Genomic DNA, 21,434 nt, shown 5'->3' on the forward strand with positions numbered 1-21,434 from the left:
TCTGGTGCAGCCAACCGTGCGCTACCAGGTACCCAGGGAACGTCGGCCATCCGGCTGTTTGACTGGAACATCGCGTCGACAGGCATGACCGAGGCCGCCGCGCTTGCTGCAGGCTTGAATGTGAAAACTGTAACAATCCATGAAAACAACCGTCCGGAGTTCATGCCGACCTACGATGATGTCATGCTGAAGCTGGTCTTCGAAGCGGCCGGCGGCCGGATCGTCGGAGCCCAGGTGATGTCGAAGGCGGATATGACCCAAGCGGCCAATACGCTGTCGGTGTGCATCCAGAACCGGATGACGGTGCAGGAGCTGGCTTTTGTAGACTTCTTCTTCCAGCCGCATTACAACAAGCCATGGAATGTGCTGAATACGGCCGGACTGGCCGCCATGGAGGAAATGAAGAAGGAGCAGACGGCTCCGGAAGCTGCGGTCCAAACGAAATTAGCCGTGTAATGTAATCACGAGTCATTTAATGAATCATTCCAACCACGAGGAGTTTCATTCCGGCGGGAAGCGGGATTGCCAGCCTGCTTTTTGCCAATACCATAACCATGCTTGATTCCGGCCCGAAGGGGCCGGGATTTTTTTTGCTTTTTCTCTGATGGAGCGGGATGTGCTTCATTATTTTTTTAAAAAAACTTAAGGGATCTATTGACAAATCACCTACGGCCGCATATTATCTTAATTAATCAAGATATTATATAAATCAAGATAATTAATTGGTCCAGTTAATTTTAGCAAATCGTTTCTTGAATAGCAAAGAAATCCGCCTAATCAGGCGGCCATTCAATCAAAGGAGATGAAGGAAGATGAACATGAATACAAATCAGGCGCAAGACCGGAAGGAAATTGAGCAGCTGTTTGAAAAGCTGAAATGGGCTTGGGGAAAAGGGGATGGCGAGGCTTACGGGGCATGCTTTACCGACAAGGCCGACTACGTTACTTTTCAAGGCGAGCATTTGCAAGGAAGAAAGGCGATCGCCGATGTGCATCAGGAGCTGTGGAACGGCGTATTGAGAGGGTCTATGCTGGACGGGGAGATTGCGAAAATCGACTTTATTACGCCGGAGCTGGCGATCTTTCACGGACTGGGCGCCGTCAAAATGAGATGGCAGAAGCAGGCGCCAAAGAAACGTGACTCCATTAACACCAATGTGGTTGTAAAGCAAAACGGCGAATGGCGCATCGCCGCGTTTCAGAACAGCCGGATTTCCGGACCGGGATTGATGCAAAAAATATTCACGAAGATGAGCTCGCGGCGGGCTGTTCAGCAGCAGCTTCGTTGAGACAGGTACAGGAGGATGGCCTGATCGGCGCATCAGCCTGGGAACGATTGAAGCATAGAAAGAACCCCTTTCGTCCTACCCGGCTGCCGTTGCAGCAAACCGAAACAAACGAAAGGGGGATCTATTGTGATGATCACCTTAATACCCAAACCCGGCGGTTCCTAAATAAAGTCACGAGGGAGTATCGGTTGAAGATCGCATCAGGCTTTCTTTTTCCGCGACCAGACAATAACCGGAATTAGAAGCAAGGACAGGAATCCTCCGGCCAAAGAAAGTGCGGAGTAGCTGGATTGGGCCACAACCATGCCGGATAAAGCTCCTCCCGAAGCCCCGGCTAAGGCAATGAGCACATCCACCGTGCCTTGGGTCTTCGCCCGAGTATGCGGAGGCGTCGCGTCGACAATGGCTGCCGTCCCGCTAATCAGGCCAAAGTTCCAGCCCAGCCCTAGAAGCGCAAGCGCAAGAACGAGAAATACCATCGATTCTCCGGGCGCGAGCCCAGCCAACAAGCCTGCCGCAAGCAAGGTGATTCCGGAAGCATAGGACATCAGAGTGTGTCCGTACTTATCGACCAGAACGCCGGTAATCAGCGAAGGCAGAAACATCGCAGCCACATGGATGCCGATGACGAGGCCGACCTCGCCCAGCCCGTGTCCGTGATGCTTCATGTGGACCGGTGTCATGGTCATAATGGCCACCGATCAGCGGGTCTGGACGAAGGAAGATGAGGAGGACGACGCCGGCTATAATGAATGCTGCAGCAGCCAGCATGAATGGACCCGAAAGCGCTGGGAAACCTATGGAAGTGGCAAACCGTCCCGTGATATTGACCAGATTCGGTCCGGCCACTGCACCGAATGTGGTGAAGACCATAGCGGCACTGATCGCTTTAGCCCGCTGCGTTGGCAAGGCTAAATCCGTCCCGGCATACCGAGCCTGTAAGTTTGTTGCCGTTCCGGCGCCGTACACCAGCAAAGAAATAAAGAGAAGTGCCAGATTGCTTATGAGGGCTGCCAAAACGACGCCTAGCGCACCAAGCCCACCCGCCAGGAAGCCTGCTGCCAACCCCGTCCGGCGCCCTAACCGCTGGGACAGACGGCCGACGATCAGGGCTGACGCTGCTGATCCTAACGTAATTAAGGCGGAAGGAACCCCGGCATAGCTGTCGGATCCAAGCATGTCTTGGGCAAGCAGCGCTCCTACCGTAACCCCTGCGGCAAAACCGGCCCCGCCGAAAATTTGCGAAATGATGACGATCAACATCGTCCTTTTATGGAGCTGCCGCTGCCTCTCAGGCGATTCAACGTACTGCCTTAGAGGTGCAGGGAGGGGGTTCACCCTTTCTACAACCGTGGTCTCTGACATCTATTGATCCTCCCTATATTAGACGAACCGATTCATAAATGATTTGCTGTTCCCCTCACTGTAGACGATCCTGGAATAAAGAAATGACGGTCTCCACTTCTTCTGTGGTGGTGTACCGGCCCAAGCTGAACCGGATCGCTCCCAGCCCTTCATAATCGCTAAGGCCCATGGCCCGCAGCACCGGTGAAAGGGTTGTGCTTCCAGAGTGGCAGGCGGATCCGGTGGAAGCGGCGATTTCCGGAAAACGACCCAAAATCTCCTGCCCGCTCAGCCCGAGGAAGCTTACGTTGAGCGTGTTAGGCAGATGGTTGCCGGGATCGCCATTAAACCGGACCCGGTCTCCAAAGGCTTCCTTGAGCCCTTCCTTCAATGCCTCCCGGAGGTTTTGGATTTCACGGGAACCGACCTTCTGCGCTGCCAGTGCTGCGGCTTTGCCCAATCCGACGATATAAGGCACATTTTCCGTTCCTGCCCTGCGGCCGGATTCATGGCCTGCCCCATGCACAAACGGGGCGAGTGCCGTGCCTTCACGCACATACAATGCGCCGATGCCCTTGGGCGCGTACAGCTTATGACCGGCGATGGATAACAAATCGACGCCCAAGGCATCGACGTTCACCGGGATCTTGCCAAAAGACTGTGCAGCATCCGTATGCATCAGGATACCGTAGCGTTTGGCGATACTGGTCACCTCTTCAATGGGCTGAATCGTTCCAACCTCGCTGTTGGCGTGCATGACCGAAATGAGGATGGTATCCTCGCGGATGGCACGCTCGATATCTGCCGGTGACACCCGGCCCCAGTGATCAACGGGAACGTAGGTCACTTCAGCGCCCAGCGTTTCGAGGAAGGCACAGGGATTGAGAATCGCCGGATGCTCAATGGTTGTCGTGATGATATGTCTGCGGGGCTGGTTGGATGCAAAGTAAACCCCTTTTAAAGCGTGATTGTTGGCCTCGGTTCCTCCGCTGGTAAAAATCACCTCACTGGATTTCGCCCCAATCGCTGCGGCGATCCGGCTTCTGGCGTGCTCGATCGTTTCTTTGAGTGAAGCCGCCGCCCAATGCGACGAAGAAGGATTGCCATAGTGCTGCTCAAAAAACGGCAGCATTTCCTGGAGCACCTCCGGATCTAACGGGGTACTGGCGTTATAGTCCAGATAAATGCGTTTCGTTACCTCTGTGCTTGAAATTCCCGCCATTCGTAAACTCCTTCCTCCACCCGGAATGCTGTAAAGCCCTCACGCTGCAATTTCTCAACCGCCTCGGCCGCTGCAACGCAGTAAGGTCCGCGGCAATAAGCAGCAATTGGAGTTTCCTTGGGCAGACTTTGCAGATATAGATGAAGCTCCTCCATCGGAACGGAGATCGCCCCGGGAATGTGTCCTGCCTCAAATTCATCGGCCGGGCGTACATCCAGTAAGATCATGCTGCCTTCGTCCATTTTGCGCAATACTTCATTTAAAGACAGGGTTTGTACATCCTCGCATTGACTCAGAAAGTCGTTTTTCACCCGGGTGATGTCGGCCAGCTGCGTTTCGCTCATTCGCCATAGAGCATTCAAAAAGCCCTCAATATGGGGACCAGCCAAGCAGTAGATGACATACGTCCCCCGCTTGCTATACTTCACCAGGTTGGCATCCAGTAAAATTTGGAGATGCCGCGATACGTTGGCTACGCTCATTTCTGTGGCCTCGGCCAATTTTTCAACAGACTTGGGTCCTTGGGATAACAAATGCATGAGCTCTAGCCGTTTATCGCTGGACAAGCATTTCCCGATTCGGGCAAACTGCCGGTACAAGTCGTCTTTGAAAGCACGAACGGGAAAATTGTGGTCCATATCTATTCCCACCTTGCTATAATATTCAATGAATTGATTGAATTATAGTCGCGGTTATCTTTGACCGTCAAGATCATAATGAGCTCATAGCTTGACTATATTTTACGAAAGTTCTAATGATGGTTAGGCAAACTTGTCTTGGATGGGTAATGAATGATAGCTAACTTGCTTCCTTTATCTGCAGACTGTGTTAGTCTTAGTAGTAAATTTCTTGGTTAATGGTTAGATTGAACTAAAGTAAATGGTTGAAAATGTATTTTTAGGAATGATTGGTTTTTTGGTAAAATAGGATACTAGGTGGGAGAATACCTGCCACCAAAAAAGAAAAAGTATGAAGGGGACAACATTCGGCGTTGACCGAGAAGGGGAGGACACATGAAATCATCCAAAAAGGTATTATTATTTTCATTAGCGCTGCTGCTCCTCGTGGTGACCGGATGGTCCGGTTGGACGGGAAGCGCCGCAGCTGCGCCGGATTCCGGCAAAACCTATGTCATCGGTACCGACATTACGTTTGCTCCGTTTGAGTTTCAGGACGTCAGCGGCAAGTTTGTCGGGATCGACATGGATCTGATGGAGGCCATCGCCAAGGATCAGAACTTTAAGTATGAGATCAAGCCGCTGGGCTTTAACGCAGCCGTCCAGGCGCTGGAGTCGAACCAGGTGGATGGCGTCATCGCAGGGATGAGCATTACCGACGAACGGAAGCAGAAATTCGACTTTTCCGAGTCCTATTTCGAATCCGGCGTGGTGATGGCCATCAGCAAGAACAATGACACCATCAAGAGCTATGAGGATTTGAAAGGGAAGAAGGTAGCCGTAAAGACAGGTACAGAAGGCTACAGCTTCGCCGAATCCATCGCCTCGAAATACGGATTTACCATCGTCCCGTTCGACGATTCCTCGCAAATGTACGACGATGTCAAAACTGGAAACTCCGTGGCCTGCTTTGACGATTATCCCGTGCTGGCTTATGGCGTGAACCAGAACAATGGACTCAAGATCGTAACCGAGAAGGAAGCAGGCGGCTCCTACGGCTTTGCGGTCAGCAAAGGCAAGAACCAGGAGCTGATGCAAAAGTTCAATACCGGCCTGACCAATCTCAAAGCCAGCGGGGAATATGACCAGATTCTCGAGAAATATCTGGGTGAAAATGCGTCCGGACCGGCAAATCAAAGCCGCTGGGGACTGATTCAGGATTCACTGCCACCGCTGCTGACCGGTCTGGGCAAGACGCTGCTGTACACGATCGTATCGCTGTTCTTCGCCTTTATCCTGGGGTTGATCTTCGGCTTTATGAAGGTGAGTCGCAATAAGTTCCTTCGCGGTTTGGCAACGGTATTCGTCGACGTCTTCCGCGGCATTCCGCTGATCGTCCTGGCTTTCTTTATTTACTTCGGTATTCCTCAAGCGTTCGGCTTCACGATGCCGCTGTTCCTGGCGGCCATTCTGACGCTGACCCTGAATGCCGGCGCTTATGTAACGGAAATCATCCGGGGCGGCATTCAGTCGATCGACCGCGGGCAAATGGAAGCGGCCCGTTCGCTCGGTTTGCCGTACCGCAAGGCGATGATGAAGATCATCATCCCGCAGGCGATCCGCGTCATGATTCCGGCGTTTATCAACCAGCTGGTGATCACGCTGAAGGATACGTCGATTCTGTCGGCGATCGGTCTGGTCGAGCTGACGCAGTCCGGCAAAATTATTATCGCCAGAACGTTCTCCTCATTTGATATTTGGCTGGTTGTAGCCATCATGTATTTGATTGTGATCACAATCTTAACGAAACTTTCAGGCTTCTTGGAAGGGAGATTGCGCCGTGGATAAAATCAGGGTTGAAGGATTAAAGAAGAGCTTCGGCGCCAATCAGGTGCTGAAAGGAATCGATATGCAGGTGAAGGAAGGCGAAGTCGTATGCGTGATCGGCCCTTCCGGGTCGGGGAAAAGTACGTTTCTCCGCTGCATTAACCGGCTTGAGGACATCACTGCTGGCCGTGTCATCGTTGATGACCAGGATCTGAACGATTCAAAGACGGACATCAACAAAGCGCGTGAAAATATTGGGATGGTGTTCCAGCATTTTAACCTGTTTCCGCATTTCAGCGTGCTCAAGAACATCATGTTTGCTCCGATGGAGCTGGGCAAAATGAACGCGAAGCAGGCGCGCGAAACGGCGCTGCGCCTGCTGGACCGGGTCGGACTCGCCGACAAGGCGGATGCGTTCCCGAGCCAGCTATCGGGCGGGCAGAAGCAGCGGGTGGCGATCGCCCGCGCGCTCGCGATGAATCCCGACGTCATGCTGTTCGACGAGCCGACGTCCGCGCTCGACCCCGAGATGGTCGGCGAAGTGCTGGGCGTCATGAAGGATTTGGCCGCAGAAGGCATGACGATGATGATCGTCACGCACGAGATGGGCTTCGCCCGCGAGGTGGCGGACCGGGTCATCTTTATGGACGGCGGCTACATCGTTGAGGAAGGTCCGCCGGAGGAAGTGTTCGGCCGGCCGAAAAACGAGCGTACGATCAGCTTCCTGGAGAAGGTGCTGTAAGCACGCTATATAAGCATGAGTGAAGCCGCGTACGTGATGAACCGTTATTCGGTGTTCACAGCGGTTTGTATGAAATCCCGGATGGGCAGCGTTAGCTGCTTGGCCGGGATTTTTTTCATTTGGTCCCCATCTATTGCCAATCCAAATGCTGTTCGATATACTCATATACATAGTATTACGATGTATTGTAAATCTAGGTATTAGGAGAATGAGCATGGCGATTAATAAAGAGCTGCTCAAGGGCAGCACGGTCATTTTGCTGCTGACGGTGCTGAACAAGAAAGAAATGTACGGTTACGAATTAATCAAGGAAATCGAGAAGAGCTCCGAGGGCGTTTTTTCCATGAAGGAAGGAACGTTATATCCCATTCTGCACACACTGGAGTCGGAAGGCTGGCTGGAAGCGTACTGGAGCACACATGACGGCCGCAAACGGAAGTACTACCGGATAACCGACCAGGGCCGGAGTCAGCTGAAAGAAAAGCAGCAGGAATGGGTTCGTTTCCGCACGGCGGTTGATACGGTGATCGGGGAGGGAATCTGATGCGGGCTGTGGAAAAGGATGCGGCGGTTCAGGAGTTTCTCGACCGGGTGTGCCGGCATATCCGCGTGAAATCCATGCATGCCGAAATCCGTGAGGAGCTGGGAAATCATATTGCCGAACGGATGGACATGCTGGCATCAGAAGGAGTTGCTGAAGAGCATTGCGCGCAGGAAGCGATTAAGCTGATGGGCGATCCCGACGATATCGGACGAAGCCTTCACCGGGCGCATAAACCTGTGTTCGACTGGAAGCTTGTTGTTCTATTAGGTCTGCTGACGATTGTGGGGTTGTTTGGATTACTGAATGTGCAGATGTCTGGCCGAAGGATTTGGATGCTCGCTCAGTTTTTTGAGAAGAAGCTGTTTTATGTTGCGCTAGGATTTGCCGGTCTGTTTATCTGTTATTTTCTGGACTACCGAAAGCTGAGGAAGTATTCCGGAGTAATATTCTGCGGGACCATCGCTTTAATGGCTTTAACGTTGAAGGTAGGCATCACGACGAATGGGCAGACGACCAGTCTGGCGATCGGTTCCTTCAGCATTAATGTAATGGCTGCATCCATATTGCCTTTGCTCATTGCGGCTTCAGGACTGAACTATAAGTTCCGGCGCAGCGATATTGTCGGCTGGATCAAGTTCGGGGGCCAAATGGCCGTTCCGGTCGTGCTGTATTGGCAGAGCGGCTCTTTGCTGTACGGCTGCATTTATTTAGCGGGGTTCGGAATCATTGCACTGCGGCACAACCAGTTTCCTCTGATGGCTATCGGACTGCCGATCCTTTCTTTGTACATATACAAACTAACGCAAACCCCTTACCTTGTGGAGCGTCTGCACTCCTTTTTGAGCGAAAAGGATAAGGATTACCAGACCTTGCAGACGATCGGAGCGATCCGTTCGGCGGGGTGGACGGGCCACGGATTTGCGGCGGCGAACGAAACCCTTCCGTTTATCTATGATGAATCGATGTATCCGTATCTCATTTACTGTTTTGGATGGGGTGCCGGGATCGTCATCGGGCTGCTGGTCATTGGATTCATGATACGAATTTGGAAGATGAGCGTGTCCATTAGGGATGAATATGCCACCTGTATATTTTCCGCGTTCATCGTCGTATTTGGCATTCGGCTGTTGTGGCCGCTGCTTATGGCGTACGGCGTGGTGCCCATCGTGGGGCAGAGCCTGCCCTTTGTCGGCTATGGCGGGTTCACGCAAGTGATTGATTTTTGCGCCATGGGGCTGCTGTTATCGATCTATCGGCGCAAGCAGATGCTTCCCGCAAGGATGGAGACCGTTTGAAATTAAGGCCAAGCCCGATACTTTCGGGTTTTGGTCTTTTTGCTATTGCTATATACAGTGGAACTGTATATAGTGTAAGTATACAGTTGAACGATATAAAGTGTGACTGAGCAAAAGGGAGGCACTTCATTGAGCAGAGATAAACATTTACCGCTGACCGAAACGGTATATTATATTTTGTTGGCGCTGCTGGAGCCGGCGCATGGTTACCTAATTATGCAGAAGGTGGAGGAGCTCAGCGTGGGGCAGGTCCGGATGGCGGCCGGCACGCTGTACGGGGCGGTGGACAATCTGCTGAAGCAGAAATTTATCCAGCCGACTGCGAGCGAGGACAGCCGCCGCAAGGTGTACGTCATCACGGATCTGGGACGGGAAATGCTGAGACAGGATTACGAGCGGATGCGCCATATGATCGAAGTGACCAATATGCAGTGGAGCAAGGAGGAGTTGCTGCATGAAAAAATATAAATTTTTTACGAATTTGGACCAGGAAGAACAGTGGCTGAACAACATGGCACGGCAGGGCTATTCGCTCGTGCGGAAATCCTTCGGCTATCAATTCGAGCGAAGCGTACCGGAGGAAGCCAACTACCGGATCGACTTCCGCACGTTTAAGAATCAGCGGGACTTTGAGGATTATGTTGCCCTGTTCGAGGACAGCGGCTGGACGCATGTCGCCGGCACGAAGGGGTCGGGGGCTCAATATTTCAAGCAGAACGGTGACCAGAGGAACGAAGATATTTTCTCCGATGCCGACTCCAAGGCGGCCCGGTATAAGCGGATTTCCGACATGTGGATGACGCTGTGCTGCTGCTTTATCCCGATTTTCGCAGTGCTGATTTCGACCGACGCCATTGACGCGTCCGTCATTCTGAAGCCCCAATCGCTGTATTACACGCCGGGATTGTGGGAAATGAGCGGCCCAAGATTTTGGCAGGCGTTCCTGTTCGAGACGCCGTTCGCGCTGTTCCGCGGAATAGTCTGGATGGTCATTCCGGTTATGATTATCGTCTACTCGGTTTTCGCCTACAAAGCCAAAAAGGAATACGACAAGTCCCAGCAGCAGTAATGTCGATGGGAGCCAATGGAGGATGCTGCGCTTGCCGGCATCGTCCTTTTTTTCATGTGGATGGCAGCCGGCGAGCAGTTTGGCAACATCGGGCTCTGCATCGGTTGAGCATGGATGCCCGTTCATGCCAGCGGGACCGGCTCTTTAATCTTTCTTTAGATTTCCTTTAATATTAATTTCTGTTTGCTTAACATCCTCTCCCTATAATCAAAAGCATCTTAGGTTCACGCTCAGGCGCTCACGCGGAGTGGGCACCGGACCGGAAATGGGGAGAAAGAGATGCAGAAAAAACGATCGCCGTGCTGTTTGGCGGCTGCTCAACGGAGTATGAAGTCTCGCTGCAATCGGCGGCTTCCGTCATAGATCATTTGGACAAGGCTAAATATGAGCTGGTGCTCATCGGCATTACCCGGGAAGGAGCCTGGCTGAGGTACCACGGAGATCCCGAGGAGATCCGCAGGGACCGCTGGCATCAGCATCCGGGGTGCATCCCGGCGTTTCTGCCGCCAAGCAGGGAGACGGGCGGAATCGTGGAGTTGGTCGTGACGGAATACCGTTTGACGCCGGTGGACGTCGTATTCCCGGTTCTTCACGGCAAAAATGGGGAAGACGGCACGCTGCAGGGGCTGCTGGAGCTGTCGGGCATTCCTTTTGTCGGCTGCGGCACACTGGCTTCTGCCCTTTGTATGGACAAGGAGGTTGCCAGCAAGCTGGTCAAGGCGGCTGGAGTGGAAGTGGCGGGTTCGGTCACGGTCCTCGCAGGAGACGACTTGTATGCGGCCGCCAAATCGGCTGAGACGCTGGGCTACCCCGTCTACGTTAAACCGGCCAAGTCCGGTTCCTCTTTCGGTATTACAAAGGCGTACGACAGGCTGGCGCTCATGGACGGCATCCGTGAGGCACTGCAGCATGACGACAAGGTGGTGGTCGAGCAGAACATTGCCGGATTTGAAGTGGGCTGCGCGGTTCTGGGTCATCGGGAACCGTTCATCGGAGAAATCGATGAGATCGAGCTGCAGGGCGAGTTTTTTGACTATACGGAAAAATACCAGCTGATTTCGTCTAAGATCCATCTGCCTGCCCGGATTTCGGAAGAAACGGCGAACCGGGTCAAAGAGACCGCGCGCCGCGTCTATCGGACGCTCGGCTGCCGCGGCCTGGCCCGGGTAGACATGTTCATTACCGAAGGGGAGCGGATTGTGTTCAATGAGGTGAACACGATGCCCGGCTTCACGGCCGCCAGCCGCTATCCGAACATGATGCGGGCCAGCCATCTGCCGTATCCGGACCTGATGGACCGGCTGATCCAGATGGCCGAAGCGATGGAGGTGGTCCGATGATCGGGGTTGTAGGCACGGCAGGCCGCGTGATTCACATCCAGCCGAGCATGGTGCACCGGGGGCACCTGGTCCTCATTAACAGCGAGCACCCGCTCCGCCAGGCGCCTTATTCCAAGAGCCTCGCGCCTGTGGAATCACTCGCTCATACCAGCACTCATGAGCGGGTGATGCGTCTGGAACGCAGCTGCCTGCAGCAGCTGGAGGCGCTGCTGGACGCCTGCGGGGGCCGGGAGGCATCGGAGTGGTCAGCGGCTACCGCACCGCGATGGAGCAGCAGCGCATCTACGACCGGTCGCTGGTGGAGAACGGGGAGATTTTTACCGCGAGTTACGTGGCTCGTCCCGGAGAAAGTGAACACCAGACCGGACTGGCGGCCGATGTGGGCGATAAGCATACGGGGGTCGACTATTTATGCCCTTCGTTTCCGGAGGGCGGCGTTTATGCCTCTTTCCGGAAGCTGGCAGCGGAGCATGGCTTCATCCAGCGTTACAAGCAGGGAAAAGAGCATCTGACGCACATTGCCTGCGAGCCTTGGCATTTTCGCTATGTGGGCGTGCCGCATGCCATCATCATGGAGCAGTATGGGATGTGCCTGGAGGAATACACAGACTACTTGAAGCAGTTCACCCTGAAGGGGCCGCATCTGTTCAAAAAGGTGAAGGAACATCTCGTGGAGATATATTTTGTCCCCGTACATGAAGAAGAGCAGGTGCTGACGATTAAGGCTCGCCCTGAAACAAGAGTGGAATGCTCGGGGAACAATGTGGACGGCTGCATCATCACCGTCTTCCATGATTTGCGGAAGGGGCTGGTGGGTTGAGGGCGCATCGTCTTCGGGCAGAGACGTTCCCTGTGAGATGGGAATACTCGCTTACTTCTCCAAGCGAAAAGAGAGAGACCCGTCCTTCCCTATCCCACCGGGCGTGGGCGGAAATCAGCCTGGATCACTTGCGGCATAACGCCGCAGAGCTCCAGCGGCTTCTCCCTTCCGGGTGCCGCCTGATGGCGGTGGTTAAAGCTAATGCATACGGACACGGTATGACGGAGATCGCGGGGTATTTGAACCGTTCGGGGATGGATAGCTTCGCTGTGGCGGAAATCGGGGAAGGGATCCTTTTGCGGGAACAAGGCATCCAGGGGGAGATTCTAATCCTTGGCTACACCGATCCAGAGAGGGCCGCCGATTTAGCCAGGTACCATCTGACGCAGACGATGGTAAGTTTGGAATACGGGCAGGCTTTGGAGGCGCTCGGTATCGACCTGGAGGTTCATGTCAAAATCGATACCGGCATGAACCGGCTCGGCGTGCCCCACCAGGATACGGAGTCGATTCTGCGGTGCTATGACTTTGTCAATCTTCGGGTGACGGGTATATTCAGTCATTTGTCCATGTCGGACGGACTTGGGCCGGAGGAGACCGAATTTACGCGCCGGCAGATCGCTCACTTTGATGGTGTGGTCGCGCAAATCAAGAAAACGGGCATCGATCCAGGCCTTGTGCATCTTCAGAGCAGCTACGGCATGCTGAATTACCCGGAGCTGCGCTATGACCGGGCCCGGCCGGGGATCGCGCTGTACGGCCTGCTCAGCCAGGAGGGCGACGCCGTGCGGTGCCAGGCCGAATTGCGGCCTGTGCTGGCGCTCAAGGCGACCGTGACGCAGGTGAAGGAGGTGCAGGCCGGGCAGTCGGTCGGCTACGGACGCCGCTTCGTGCCGGAACACGATATCCGGATCGCCACGGTATCCATCGGCTATGCCGACGGCGTTCCAAGGATACTGTCGGACGGGGGTGGACAAGTCCTGATCCGCGGGCAGCGGGCCACCATCATCGGCAGCATCTGCATGGATCAGCTGACCGTCGACGTCACCGGTATCGACGGCGTAATGCTAGGGGACACCGTCACGCTGATCGGTCAAGATGGCGATGAGCAGATCACCGCCGGCGAGATCGCCGCGCGCTGCCGTACGGTCACCAACGAAATCGTGAGCCGGATCGGCAGCCGGGTGCAGCGCATATATGTTCAATAGCTGCTGGAGACGGCGGCTCAGGCTGCCGAGATCGTTCTCGACAGCCTGAATAAGTAATAGTGCACTTGTTTTATTGTTAAGAGAAACAATCTGGGTATACTTGGCATCTATATAGTAAAACCGGATTGGGGTGTTCTTAATGAAGCGAGCTGTTTATTTTATCTCAATCGTCATGCTATCTCTAATTTTTACAGGATGTTCGCGTAACTCCATCGTTAAAGAAAATACGAATACTTCTTCCACATTTATTAATTCGGAAAAAACGAATTCTCAGGGCCAAGATCCCCAGTCAACAAAAGAAGAAACTGCCATTACGGGAAACATAACTTGGAAGGCTCAGTATGAACCCATCGGCATGTTTGCAGTAAAAATGGTTTTATCTCAATCCACAGATCAAGGTAAAACGTGGACTATCGTGACAAGCAGTGACCAGGAAGGCAGCACAATACCTGGCGGGGCAGAGTCCTTCACATTTACCGATGCAAATACCGGCTGGATCGTAACGAATACACCAGCGGAAGGTAAGGTTGGGGCTTATAAGTCAATCGACGGAGGCAAGTCGTGGTTCGATCTTAACCTGCCTGTTCCAGACGAGTTACAAAGCTCAAACATAAAGGCCGTTCTCCCTTACTTTTTGAATACAGACATATGTGTTATGATGACAACTCAAACGGACGAATCACCAGAATCATCGAAAAGCCTGTTCTACGTTTCTATAGATGGTGGAGTTGAATGGAGTCCTATCTTTAATCAAAGTGAAGGAACAGACAAAAGCCTTCACTGGAGTAAAGACGAAAACAACAACTACAGTTTTTTCATCGGTAAAGAAAAGTGGGAGTTCACAGGATCTCAATGGTTAAGAAACAGCAAATAGCCGGTTAGTCGTTCTATTTAGCATACATAAGTGTCGTAGTGCCGCTGGGTACAGCGGCTTTTTTGCGCTTATGGCTGTGGTCGGGGGGTTACCGCCGTTACTTCGTTGTATTTCGGCGTTTGAACTCTTTTATGATGACGTTTTTTGCGGAGACGATCAGCGTTTCCGGGATGAGAACGCACCCGATGTATAGCAGGATGATGAATGGAAGGGAAGCCGTGAAAATAGCGAAGGTTTGTTCTTCCTGCGGCTTCATGATAACCAGCCATAAAGGGATCGCGACCACCCAGGTTAAGAGGTTGGAGATCAGCAAATAGGTCAGGTTTTCCCACAGCAAGCTGAATAGAATCAAAGCAGCAATAGGGATCGTCCACGAATCTAGCTGTTGATCCAGACTCAAAAAGCAGAAGAAGGCCATGGGATAGATCAGAGTAAGAACGATTTGACTGGCCTTAACTCGACTCCGTTTCATTGGGCTCTCCTTTCTTTGCCCGTGATTTATACAAAAAACCACCGCCTTATGAATGAACCTCCAATGGTTAGCGGATGCCTAACAAACGAGGAGACAGTTCCATCGATGATCCTCCATCCCTATTCGTTTCAAAACCCCATTGTATTCGCTGCAGACCCGCGAAATCCCTTTTAAACGGACCGGAATAAACTATATTTTCATGCCTTTGAAAAAACACAGAAATTAACCGTTGACAGGGGCCACCCCCGGTGATAACCTCAACCAGAGGAAAAAAGCCAACCTGCTATACGATATGTATGATTGATTAACGCGGCAGACCCTTGAGGAGCCGTTTTTTAAAGACGTTATGTCCTTTGTGGACCCCTAGATCCGCATACCTGGCAAGCCGACTCTTCTTTCCGAAGGGTTTTTTCATTTTATAAAAACGTGGGCATGCTGCCAGATGCCTAATCCGACAAAAAGAAAGTGATCCCTTGTATCAGCTAAAGTTTAAGGCGAACACCGAGCGCCTGCTAGACAAACATCTTACCGGTGAATCGATCGATTACCGGCAGATTATTTCCCTGTTCATCCCGATCCTGATCGACCAGGCGTTTATTATTTCGTTGAACATGGTCAACGCCGCCATGATCAGTTCGGCCGGAGTCGCCGCCATCAGCGCCGTCAATATGGTCGACTCGCTCAATATTTTTCTGGTCAGCGTCTTTATCGCCATGTCGACGGGCGGAACGGTCGTCGTCGCGCAGTATAAGGGCAGCGGCAACGACCTGATGGTTTCCAAAGCGGCGTCCAGCACCGTCTCCGCCTGCGCGATTCTGGCGCTGGCTCTCAGTCTGATCCTGGTCTTGTTCCACCACCGCTGCTCAGCGTGCTGTTCGGAGCGGCTTCGCCGGAAGTCATGGACAATGCCAAAGTGTATCTGCTCGGAGGCGGCGTGTCTTTTGTGGGAATCGCCATTACTGAAGCGGTGTGCGGCGCGCTGCGCGGGATCGGCAAATCGCGGGCTTCGCTCATGCTGTCCCTGTTCATGAACTTGACCTACGTCGCGCTGAATTTGGTGTTTATCAACCTCTTGCACATGGGCGTTCTTGGCATGACGATCGCGATCAACATCGCCCGGTACCTGGCGGCCGCCTGCGCGCTGTACTTCCTGGTCAAAAGGGACACCGATCTGCATTTCCAGCTCCGGTCCATCGTTCAGGTGAACCTGAAGATGCTCCGCAAAATCTTTAACATCGGCATCCCGTTTGCAGCGGAGCAGATGTTCTTTAACGGCGGTAAAATGCTGACCCAGATCTTCATCGTCGGCCTTGGCACTTATGCCATCGCCACCAATGCGATCAGCGGGTCGCTGGCAGGCGTATCCCAAATTCCGGCGAACGCTCTCTCGCTCACGCTGGTGACGGTAGTGGGGCAGTGCATCGGACGGAGAAACGTGGAGGACGCGCGCAAGTTCACCAAGACGTTCCTGTGGCTGGCGTCCTTCTCCTTCGTGCTGACGGGTGTGATCATGATGGCCTTGTTCCATCCGCTGGTCAGCCTGTTCCACCCGCCGAAAGAGATCGTCGGGGACATCTTCACGGTCCTGCTCATCAACCTGATCGCGCAAGTACCGCTTTGGGCTATCAGCTTTATTATGCCGTCGGCGCTGCGGGCCGCGGGGGACTCCAAGTTCACCTCGCTGGTCTCCATGCTGTCGATGTGGCTGTTCCGGGTCATCCTGGGCTATGTGCTCGGCATTGTGCTGCATTGGGGAATCGTCGGCGTCTGGCTGGCGATGAACTGTGAGTGGGGCGTGCGCGGCACCGTCTTCCTGCTGCGTTTCATGGGCAAGAAGTGGTATCAGCACCGCTTGATTGATTGAATATATACGATATCCATTCCGAATTTTACGGTAAAAAAAGGACTTTCCCCGGCTTGTCAGCCGATCTGGGAAAGTCCTTTTGCGTTAGGCGGTTGCTCCGCTATTCGTCCGCAATAATAAGCTTCGTCTGCGTCTTTTTAAATTTGGCGGCATAACTGCGGTCCACCAGGTTGTCTGTCACGATCGCATCGATTTTGTCCAGCGGCGCGATCGCAATGGTGACGTCCCGGCCGAATTTGCTGCTGTCGGCGGCGACGAAAACCTCTTTGGACAGCTCGATCATCTTTTTGCGCGTGGTCGCTTCCTCCAGGTTGTAGTCGGAAATTCCCCGTTCGGTTGTGATGCCGCTGCAGCAAATAAACGCCTTGAGGACGTTCAGTTCATGAAAGTTGAAAATATACTCGAACGTTACGACCGACTGCTCGTCCTTGCGGATTTTTCCCCCGATGATCATCAGCTCGATATCGGTGTTCATCAGCTCGGTAATGACCGGGATGGAGTTGGTAATGACCGTCAGCTTCTTCTTGTCCTTGATGTATTTGGCAATATGGTACGTCGTCGAGCCGCTGTCGATATAAATGCAATCCCCCTCCTGAATGTATTCGCAGCATTTCCGGGCGATGGTTTCCTTCTCCTCCAGCCGGTCGATCATGCGCTCATCCATGGAAGGCTCGCCATACTTGGGCTCGGCCAGCTTGATTCCGCCATAGATTTTGACGATTTTCCCCTGATTGGCCAGCACATTGATGTCCCTGCGCAGCGTGTCCACGGAGATGTCCAGCTCTTCGGTCAGCTCGTTCATCTTCAGCACCTTGCGGACGTTCAGCAGATCGATGATTTTCTTTTGTCGTTCTAATGGCAGCATGTTTTTCACCTGTATTTATGACGTGGAAGCCTCGATATTCAAGTTAAGTCAATACCAGTGTACTGATTACACCTTGCAACTTCAATACCGTTTATACCTTGGAGCCACAGGTTTCTGTTGAGCATCCTGCCCGATACTGCCTCGTCTTGCACAAGCTAAAAAAGGGCCGTTGCCGTCAAACGCCATAGCGCCGAATCGGTACTCCAAAGTACTGGTTTGGCGCTTTTTTTACGTATATATGAGAAGAAATTAAGGTGATTTAGGATGAAGTTAGTCAAAACATATGAATAACATATGCATAATTTACTTCGGCTTTACACAATGGACGATTTGGATTGACATTCGCTTTTTATACTGGGGTTGTGTTTATGGGAGGTGAGCCGTCTGCTCAAGCTGCAGCATATTCGTAAACAATTCGACGAAAAGGTAGTTTTGGAAGACATCAGTCTCGAGATCGACACGGGCGAAATTGTATCGCTCCTCGGTCCGAGTGGAAGCGGGAAGACGACCCTTCTCGGCATTATTCTCGGGTTAACCGATATGGATCAAGGCAAGATCCTGTTTAATGGCAACGACATCAGCCGGGTGCCCATGAACAAGCGGGGTTTCAATATCGTGTTTCAGGATTATGCCCTGTTCCCGAATTTGAACGCTTACGACAATATCGTATACGGGCTTCGCAACAAGAAGGGAGTCAGCAAGGAGGAGGTTCAGGAAACGATCGATTTTCTTGAGCTCGGGCCCCATCTGAAAAAAAGAATCAGCGAACTGTCCGGGGGCCAGAAGCAGCGGGTGGCTTTGGCCCGAACGCTGGTCACCAAGCCGAAAATCCTGCTGCTGGATGAGCCGCTCAGCGCCCTCGACGGGGTGATCAAGGAATCGATCAAGCAGCGGATTCAATCGATCGCGCGGGAGTTCAAGCTTACGACGATCATTGTGACCCACGATCCGGAAGAGGCGCTGACCCTGTCGGACAAAATTCTGATCATCAACCAGGGTCAAATCGCCCAATACGGCACGCCGCAGGACATCATCCAGCAGCCGGCGGATGCTTTCGTGGAACAGTTTATTATCCGGCAGCTGCAGATCAAACGGCAGAACATTTACCAGCTTTTTGGTGCAGCCCATGCATAAAGTCAAGCCTGAAATGCGTGTGATCTTCATCCTGATCGTGCTGCTGTTCGCCGTGTTTCTGTTCATCCCGCTAGTGGTGCTGCTCATTCGCTCTTTGGAAAATGACCAGGGCTTTACGCTTGCAAACTATATCGATGTGTGGAGCAACCGGGACCTGGCCCGTTCCATTCTGAACAGCGTCAAAATATCGGCGCTGACCGCACTCATCACGACGGTGCTCGGCTTTATTCTCGCTTATGGTATTCACTGTACCAACGTGTACCGGCCCATCAAGGGCGTAGTAAGAATGTTGGTTTCGCTCCCGATGCTCCTGCCCACGATTACCTACGGATTCGCCATCATGTACTCCTTCGGCAACCAGGGGCTGATCACCCGGATCACGGGACGGAACTGGTTTGAAATTTACGGATTCAACGGACTGCTGCTCGGCTATGTCATTTACACGCTGCCGCCGGCCTTTCTGCTGATCCACAATGCGTTCCGCTACGTGGACCGGAAGTTTATCATCGTCTCCAGGTTGATGGGGGACGGCACGCTGCGCAGCTTCAAAAATACGGTGCTGCGGCCGCTGGCAGGAGCGCTGGGCGGTACGTTGATCCTGTCTTTTATCCTGAGCTTTACCGATTTCGGGATTCCGGCATCGGTCGGCGGCACCTACGAGGTCGTTGCAGGGCAGCTGTACCAGGTGATGCTCGGATCCATCCCGGATTTTAACCAGGGGGCGGTCGTTGCGATCGTCATGTTGATCCCGGCGGTGTTTGGCATCTGGCTGCTGCAGGCGCTGGAGAAGCTCAATTTCCACGTCGATAAAATGGCCGATACGCCGCTGCCCAACCACCACATACGGGATACGAGCTTCGGGATCCTCTCCCTGGTGGTCGTGCTCGGCATGCTCTCTATCTTTGCGGTAATGTTTATCGCGCCGTGGACGAACGGATACCCGTACGATCTTACGTTTACCTTCAAGCATGTGGCGAGCGTGCTGGAGTCCGGAGATCTCACAGGGGTGTACAAGCATTCGTTGTGGGTCGCGCTGCTGACGTCCATCTTCGGCACCCTGGCTGCTTATGCCGCAGCGCTGCTCAATGTGCGCACGAACCTGCGGTGGCGGGGAGTCACGGATACCATCTCGATGATCACCAACACGGTGCCGGGCATGGTGCTGGGGATTGCGTACCTGCTGTTTCTGAACGGGAGCAGTCTGAAGGGGACGTTTACGATTCTCGTGCTCTGCAACATCGTCCATCTGTTCACGACGCCGTACCTGATGGCCAAAAACGCCCTTTCCCGGATGAACCCGTCCTGGGAAACGACCGGGGAACTGCTCGGGGACAGCTGGCTGCGGACCGTCCGGCGGGTCGTGCTGCCGAATTCGGCCGCCACGGTGGTCGAAATGTTCGGATACTTCTTCGTCAACGCGATGGTGACGATCAGCGGTATCATCTTTCTGGTATCGGCGCAGACGTCGGTGGTGGCGAGCAAAATCAAGGAACTGCAGCATTTCGCCAAGTTTAATGAAATTTTCGTGCTGTCTATGCTGATCTTCGCAACCAACCTGATCATCAAGGTGCTGTGCGAAATATTGCAAAGACGGAGGGCGGTGCAGCGGTGAGCCCGGGGTTTGCTCTTCGCCTAGCGGGATTAATGGCAGCTGTTTCACGATTTCTTAGTATCGCTCTGGAAGGTTACATGGCTAGCTATGAATACAGTCTACACTCGCATTGACATGGCTTTGAATTTGTTTTCACTATCATTCACTCTTTTCGCCAAGCCCAGCGTAGGGGCCGAAATCCGTTTGGAGAAGCGCAGCGATCGGAAAACCGATTCGGACCCGGAGCGGCCTCTAAAGCAAATTAGTAACTATTTTATTTGAAGCGAGGGAATTTACCCATGTCCATGTCCAAGTCCAAAACGTTCAAAGGCCTTCTGCTCACCCTGCTCGCCATCAGCCTCGTATTCGCCCTGGTCGGATGCAGCAGCAGTAAAGCGGAGGAATCCAAGAAGGTCGTCATCTACACCAACGGCGATGAAGAAGCGGTAGCCGCCATGGAGACTGCGCTGAAAAATGCCGGTTACGACGGCAAATACGTGCTGCAGTCACTCGGCACTTCCGAGCTCGGCGGAAAGCTGATGGCGGAGGGAAGCGATATCGAGGCCGATCTCATCACGATGAGCTCGTATTTTATCGACAGCTCGCAGAGCAAATACCACATGTACAAGGACCTGTCTTTTACCACCAACGCCATGGATTCCTACCCTTCCTACTATACGCCGATTCTGGCCAATACCGGATCGATCTTCGTGAATACCGAGGTACTGAAGCAAAAAGGATTGGAGAAGCCCACATCGATCAAGGATTTGACGAAGCCTGAATACAAAGGCCTGGTATCGATTCCGAACATTATGGACTCCTCCACCGGCTGGCTGCTCGTGCAGGCCGTCATTACGCAGTACGGAGAAGAGGAAGGCAAACAGGTGCTGCACGATCTGATCGCGAACGTCGGCCCGCATCTGGAGAGCTCTGGCTCCGGCCCGATCAAGAAGGTCGAAGCTGGCGAGGTAGCCGCAGGCTTCGGACTGCGCCACCAAGCGGTCAAAGCCAAGGCTTCGGGCGCGCCAATCGACTATGTCGACCCGTCGGAAGGCAACTTCTCGCTGACCGAGTCGATCGCGGTCGTCGATAAGAAGAACGCCACGACCGACCTCGCCATGAAAATGGCCGAGACGATCATCAAGGATGCGCGCAAGGACCTGATCACGAACTATCCGGTCGCCCTCTACCAAGGTGAGACGGTCGAAGACATCAACAAGCCTGCCAAATCGATGAAGTTCGCCAAACCGCTGACGGTGGAGCTCCTTGAGGAGCACCAGAAGTTTTTTAAGGATGCCAAATAACAAATGACGACGA

General features: G+C 53.2%; 18 protein-coding genes and 3 pseudogenes. 16 read left to right on the forward strand and 5 right to left on the reverse strand.

Annotation, left to right across the window (positions count from 1 at the left end):
• Window positions 1-456, forward strand: a pseudogene (locus CPT76_RS27545) (NADH oxidase); the annotation flags it as partial.
• Window positions 457-812: 356 nt separating this feature from the next.
• Entirely contained in the window at window positions 813-1,289 is a 477-nt protein-coding gene (locus tag CPT76_RS27550; RefSeq protein ID WP_258168850.1) for an SgcJ/EcaC family oxidoreductase, read from the forward strand.
• Between the two features lie 200 nt (window positions 1,290-1,489).
• Here the strand turns inward: CPT76_RS27550 and CPT76_RS27555 are convergent.
• The 3 genes and pseudogenes from CPT76_RS27555 to CPT76_RS27565 all read right to left on the reverse strand — a co-directional run bounded on the left by CPT76_RS27555 (window position 1,490) and on the right by CPT76_RS27565 (window position 4,493).
• Window positions 1,490-2,654, reverse strand: a pseudogene (locus tag CPT76_RS27555) (MFS transporter).
• 55 nt (window positions 2,655-2,709) lie between these two features.
• Window positions 2,710-3,855 carry a cysteine desulfurase family protein gene (locus CPT76_RS27560; protein ID WP_105445156.1) on the reverse strand — a complete coding sequence of 382 codons (1,146 nt, stop codon included), beginning with the start codon at window positions 3,853-3,855 and terminating at the stop codon, window positions 2,710-2,712.
• The gene (locus CPT76_RS27565) at window positions 3,828-4,493 is read right to left on the reverse strand and encodes an ArsR/SmtB family transcription factor (protein ID WP_105445157.1); all 666 of its coding nucleotides are present in this window, start codon (window positions 4,491-4,493) and stop codon (window positions 3,828-3,830) included. Before CPT76_RS27565 ends, CPT76_RS27560 begins: the two co-directional genes overlap by 28 nt.
• Window positions 4,494-4,868: 375 nt before the next feature.
• Here CPT76_RS27565 and CPT76_RS27570 point away from each other — a divergent pair, with 375 nt between their 5' ends.
• The 10 genes from CPT76_RS27570 (at window position 4,869) to CPT76_RS27615 (ending at window position 14,191) form a co-directional block, all read left to right on the forward strand.
• The gene (locus tag CPT76_RS27570) at window positions 4,869-6,320 is read left to right on the forward strand and encodes an amino acid ABC transporter substrate-binding protein/permease (protein WP_105445158.1); all 1,452 of its coding nucleotides are present in this window, start codon (window positions 4,869-4,871) and stop codon (window positions 6,318-6,320) included.
• Window positions 6,313-7,041, forward strand: coding sequence for an amino acid ABC transporter ATP-binding protein (locus CPT76_RS27575; RefSeq protein ID WP_105445159.1), 729 nt, complete (start codon window positions 6,313-6,315; stop codon window positions 7,039-7,041). The genes CPT76_RS27570 and CPT76_RS27575 overlap by 8 nt, the downstream gene beginning before the upstream one ends.
• A gap of 214 nt (window positions 7,042-7,255) precedes the next feature.
• Entirely contained in the window at window positions 7,256-7,585 is a 330-nt protein-coding gene (locus tag CPT76_RS27580) for a PadR family transcriptional regulator (protein ID WP_076173111.1), read from the forward strand.
• On the forward strand, window positions 7,585-8,880 hold the full coding sequence (locus CPT76_RS27585) for an FtsW/RodA/SpoVE family cell cycle protein (RefSeq protein WP_105445160.1): 1,296 nt from the start codon (window positions 7,585-7,587) through the stop codon (window positions 8,878-8,880). Before CPT76_RS27580 ends, CPT76_RS27585 begins: the two co-directional genes overlap by 1 nt.
• 129 nt (window positions 8,881-9,009) lie before the next feature.
• On the forward strand, window positions 9,010-9,348 hold the full coding sequence (locus tag CPT76_RS27590; RefSeq protein ID WP_105445161.1) for a PadR family transcriptional regulator: 339 nt from the start codon (window positions 9,010-9,012) through the stop codon (window positions 9,346-9,348).
• Window positions 9,335-9,949: a DUF2812 domain-containing protein gene (locus CPT76_RS27595; protein WP_105445162.1), complete on the forward strand. Its 615-nt coding sequence runs from the start codon at window positions 9,335-9,337 to the stop codon at window positions 9,947-9,949. Before CPT76_RS27590 ends, CPT76_RS27595 begins: the two co-directional genes overlap by 14 nt.
• A 293-nt stretch (window positions 9,950-10,242) precedes the next feature.
• Window positions 10,243-11,289: a D-alanine--D-serine ligase VanG gene (gene vanG, locus CPT76_RS27600; RefSeq protein ID WP_258168877.1), complete on the forward strand. Its 1,047-nt coding sequence runs from the start codon at window positions 10,243-10,245 to the stop codon at window positions 11,287-11,289.
• Between the two features lie 241 nt (window positions 11,290-11,530).
• A complete protein-coding gene (locus CPT76_RS27605) occupies window positions 11,531-12,109 on the forward strand; it encodes a D-alanyl-D-alanine carboxypeptidase family protein (protein WP_105445164.1) in 579 nt (192 codons plus the stop codon).
• Window positions 12,110-12,141: 32 nt separating this feature from the next.
• Window positions 12,142-13,317 carry a serine racemase VanT catalytic subunit gene (gene vanT / locus CPT76_RS27610; protein WP_105445165.1) on the forward strand — a complete coding sequence of 392 codons (1,176 nt, stop codon included), beginning with the start codon at window positions 12,142-12,144 and terminating at the stop codon, window positions 13,315-13,317.
• Between the two features lie 139 nt (window positions 13,318-13,456).
• Window positions 13,457-14,191, forward strand: coding sequence for a WD40/YVTN/BNR-like repeat-containing protein (locus tag CPT76_RS27615; RefSeq protein ID WP_105445166.1), 735 nt, complete (start codon window positions 13,457-13,459; stop codon window positions 14,189-14,191).
• 97 nt (window positions 14,192-14,288) lie between these two features.
• On the opposite strand, the gene CPT76_RS27620 is transcribed toward CPT76_RS27615, so the two are convergent.
• Window positions 14,289-14,663: a hypothetical protein gene (locus CPT76_RS27620; RefSeq protein WP_105445167.1), complete on the reverse strand. Its 375-nt coding sequence runs from the start codon at window positions 14,661-14,663 to the stop codon at window positions 14,289-14,291.
• A 473-nt stretch (window positions 14,664-15,136) separates the two neighbouring features.
• Between CPT76_RS27620 and CPT76_RS27625 the strand changes: the two are divergent.
• Window positions 15,137-16,527 (forward strand): annotated as a pseudogene (locus tag CPT76_RS27625) (MATE family efflux transporter).
• A 100-nt stretch (window positions 16,528-16,627) separates the two neighbouring features.
• Here the strand turns inward: CPT76_RS27625 and CPT76_RS27630 are convergent.
• Window positions 16,628-17,392: a DeoR/GlpR family DNA-binding transcription regulator gene (locus CPT76_RS27630; RefSeq protein WP_105445168.1), complete on the reverse strand. Its 765-nt coding sequence runs from the start codon at window positions 17,390-17,392 to the stop codon at window positions 16,628-16,630.
• Between the two features lie 384 nt (window positions 17,393-17,776).
• On the opposite strand from CPT76_RS27630, the gene CPT76_RS27635 reads away from it, so the two are divergent.
• The 3 genes from CPT76_RS27635 to CPT76_RS27645 all read left to right on the forward strand — a co-directional run bounded on the left by CPT76_RS27635 (window position 17,777) and on the right by CPT76_RS27645 (window position 21,421).
• Window positions 17,777-18,526, forward strand: coding sequence for an ABC transporter ATP-binding protein (locus CPT76_RS27635; protein WP_105445251.1), 750 nt, complete (start codon window positions 17,777-17,779; stop codon window positions 18,524-18,526).
• Window positions 18,519-20,138 carry an ABC transporter permease gene (locus CPT76_RS27640; protein WP_105445169.1) on the forward strand — a complete coding sequence of 540 codons (1,620 nt, stop codon included), beginning with the start codon at window positions 18,519-18,521 and terminating at the stop codon, window positions 20,136-20,138. The genes CPT76_RS27635 and CPT76_RS27640 overlap by 8 nt, the downstream gene beginning before the upstream one ends.
• A 278-nt stretch (window positions 20,139-20,416) precedes the next feature.
• Window positions 20,417-21,421: an extracellular solute-binding protein gene (locus CPT76_RS27645; protein ID WP_258168851.1), complete on the forward strand. Its 1,005-nt coding sequence runs from the start codon at window positions 20,417-20,419 to the stop codon at window positions 21,419-21,421.
• Window positions 21,422-21,434 lie beyond the last annotated feature (13 nt).

Origin of the sequence: Paenibacillus sp. AR247 (genome assembly GCF_002968895.1) — a bacterium.
Taxonomy (GTDB): domain Bacteria; phylum Bacillota; class Bacilli; order Paenibacillales; family Paenibacillaceae; genus Paenibacillus_AQ; species Paenibacillus_AQ favisporus.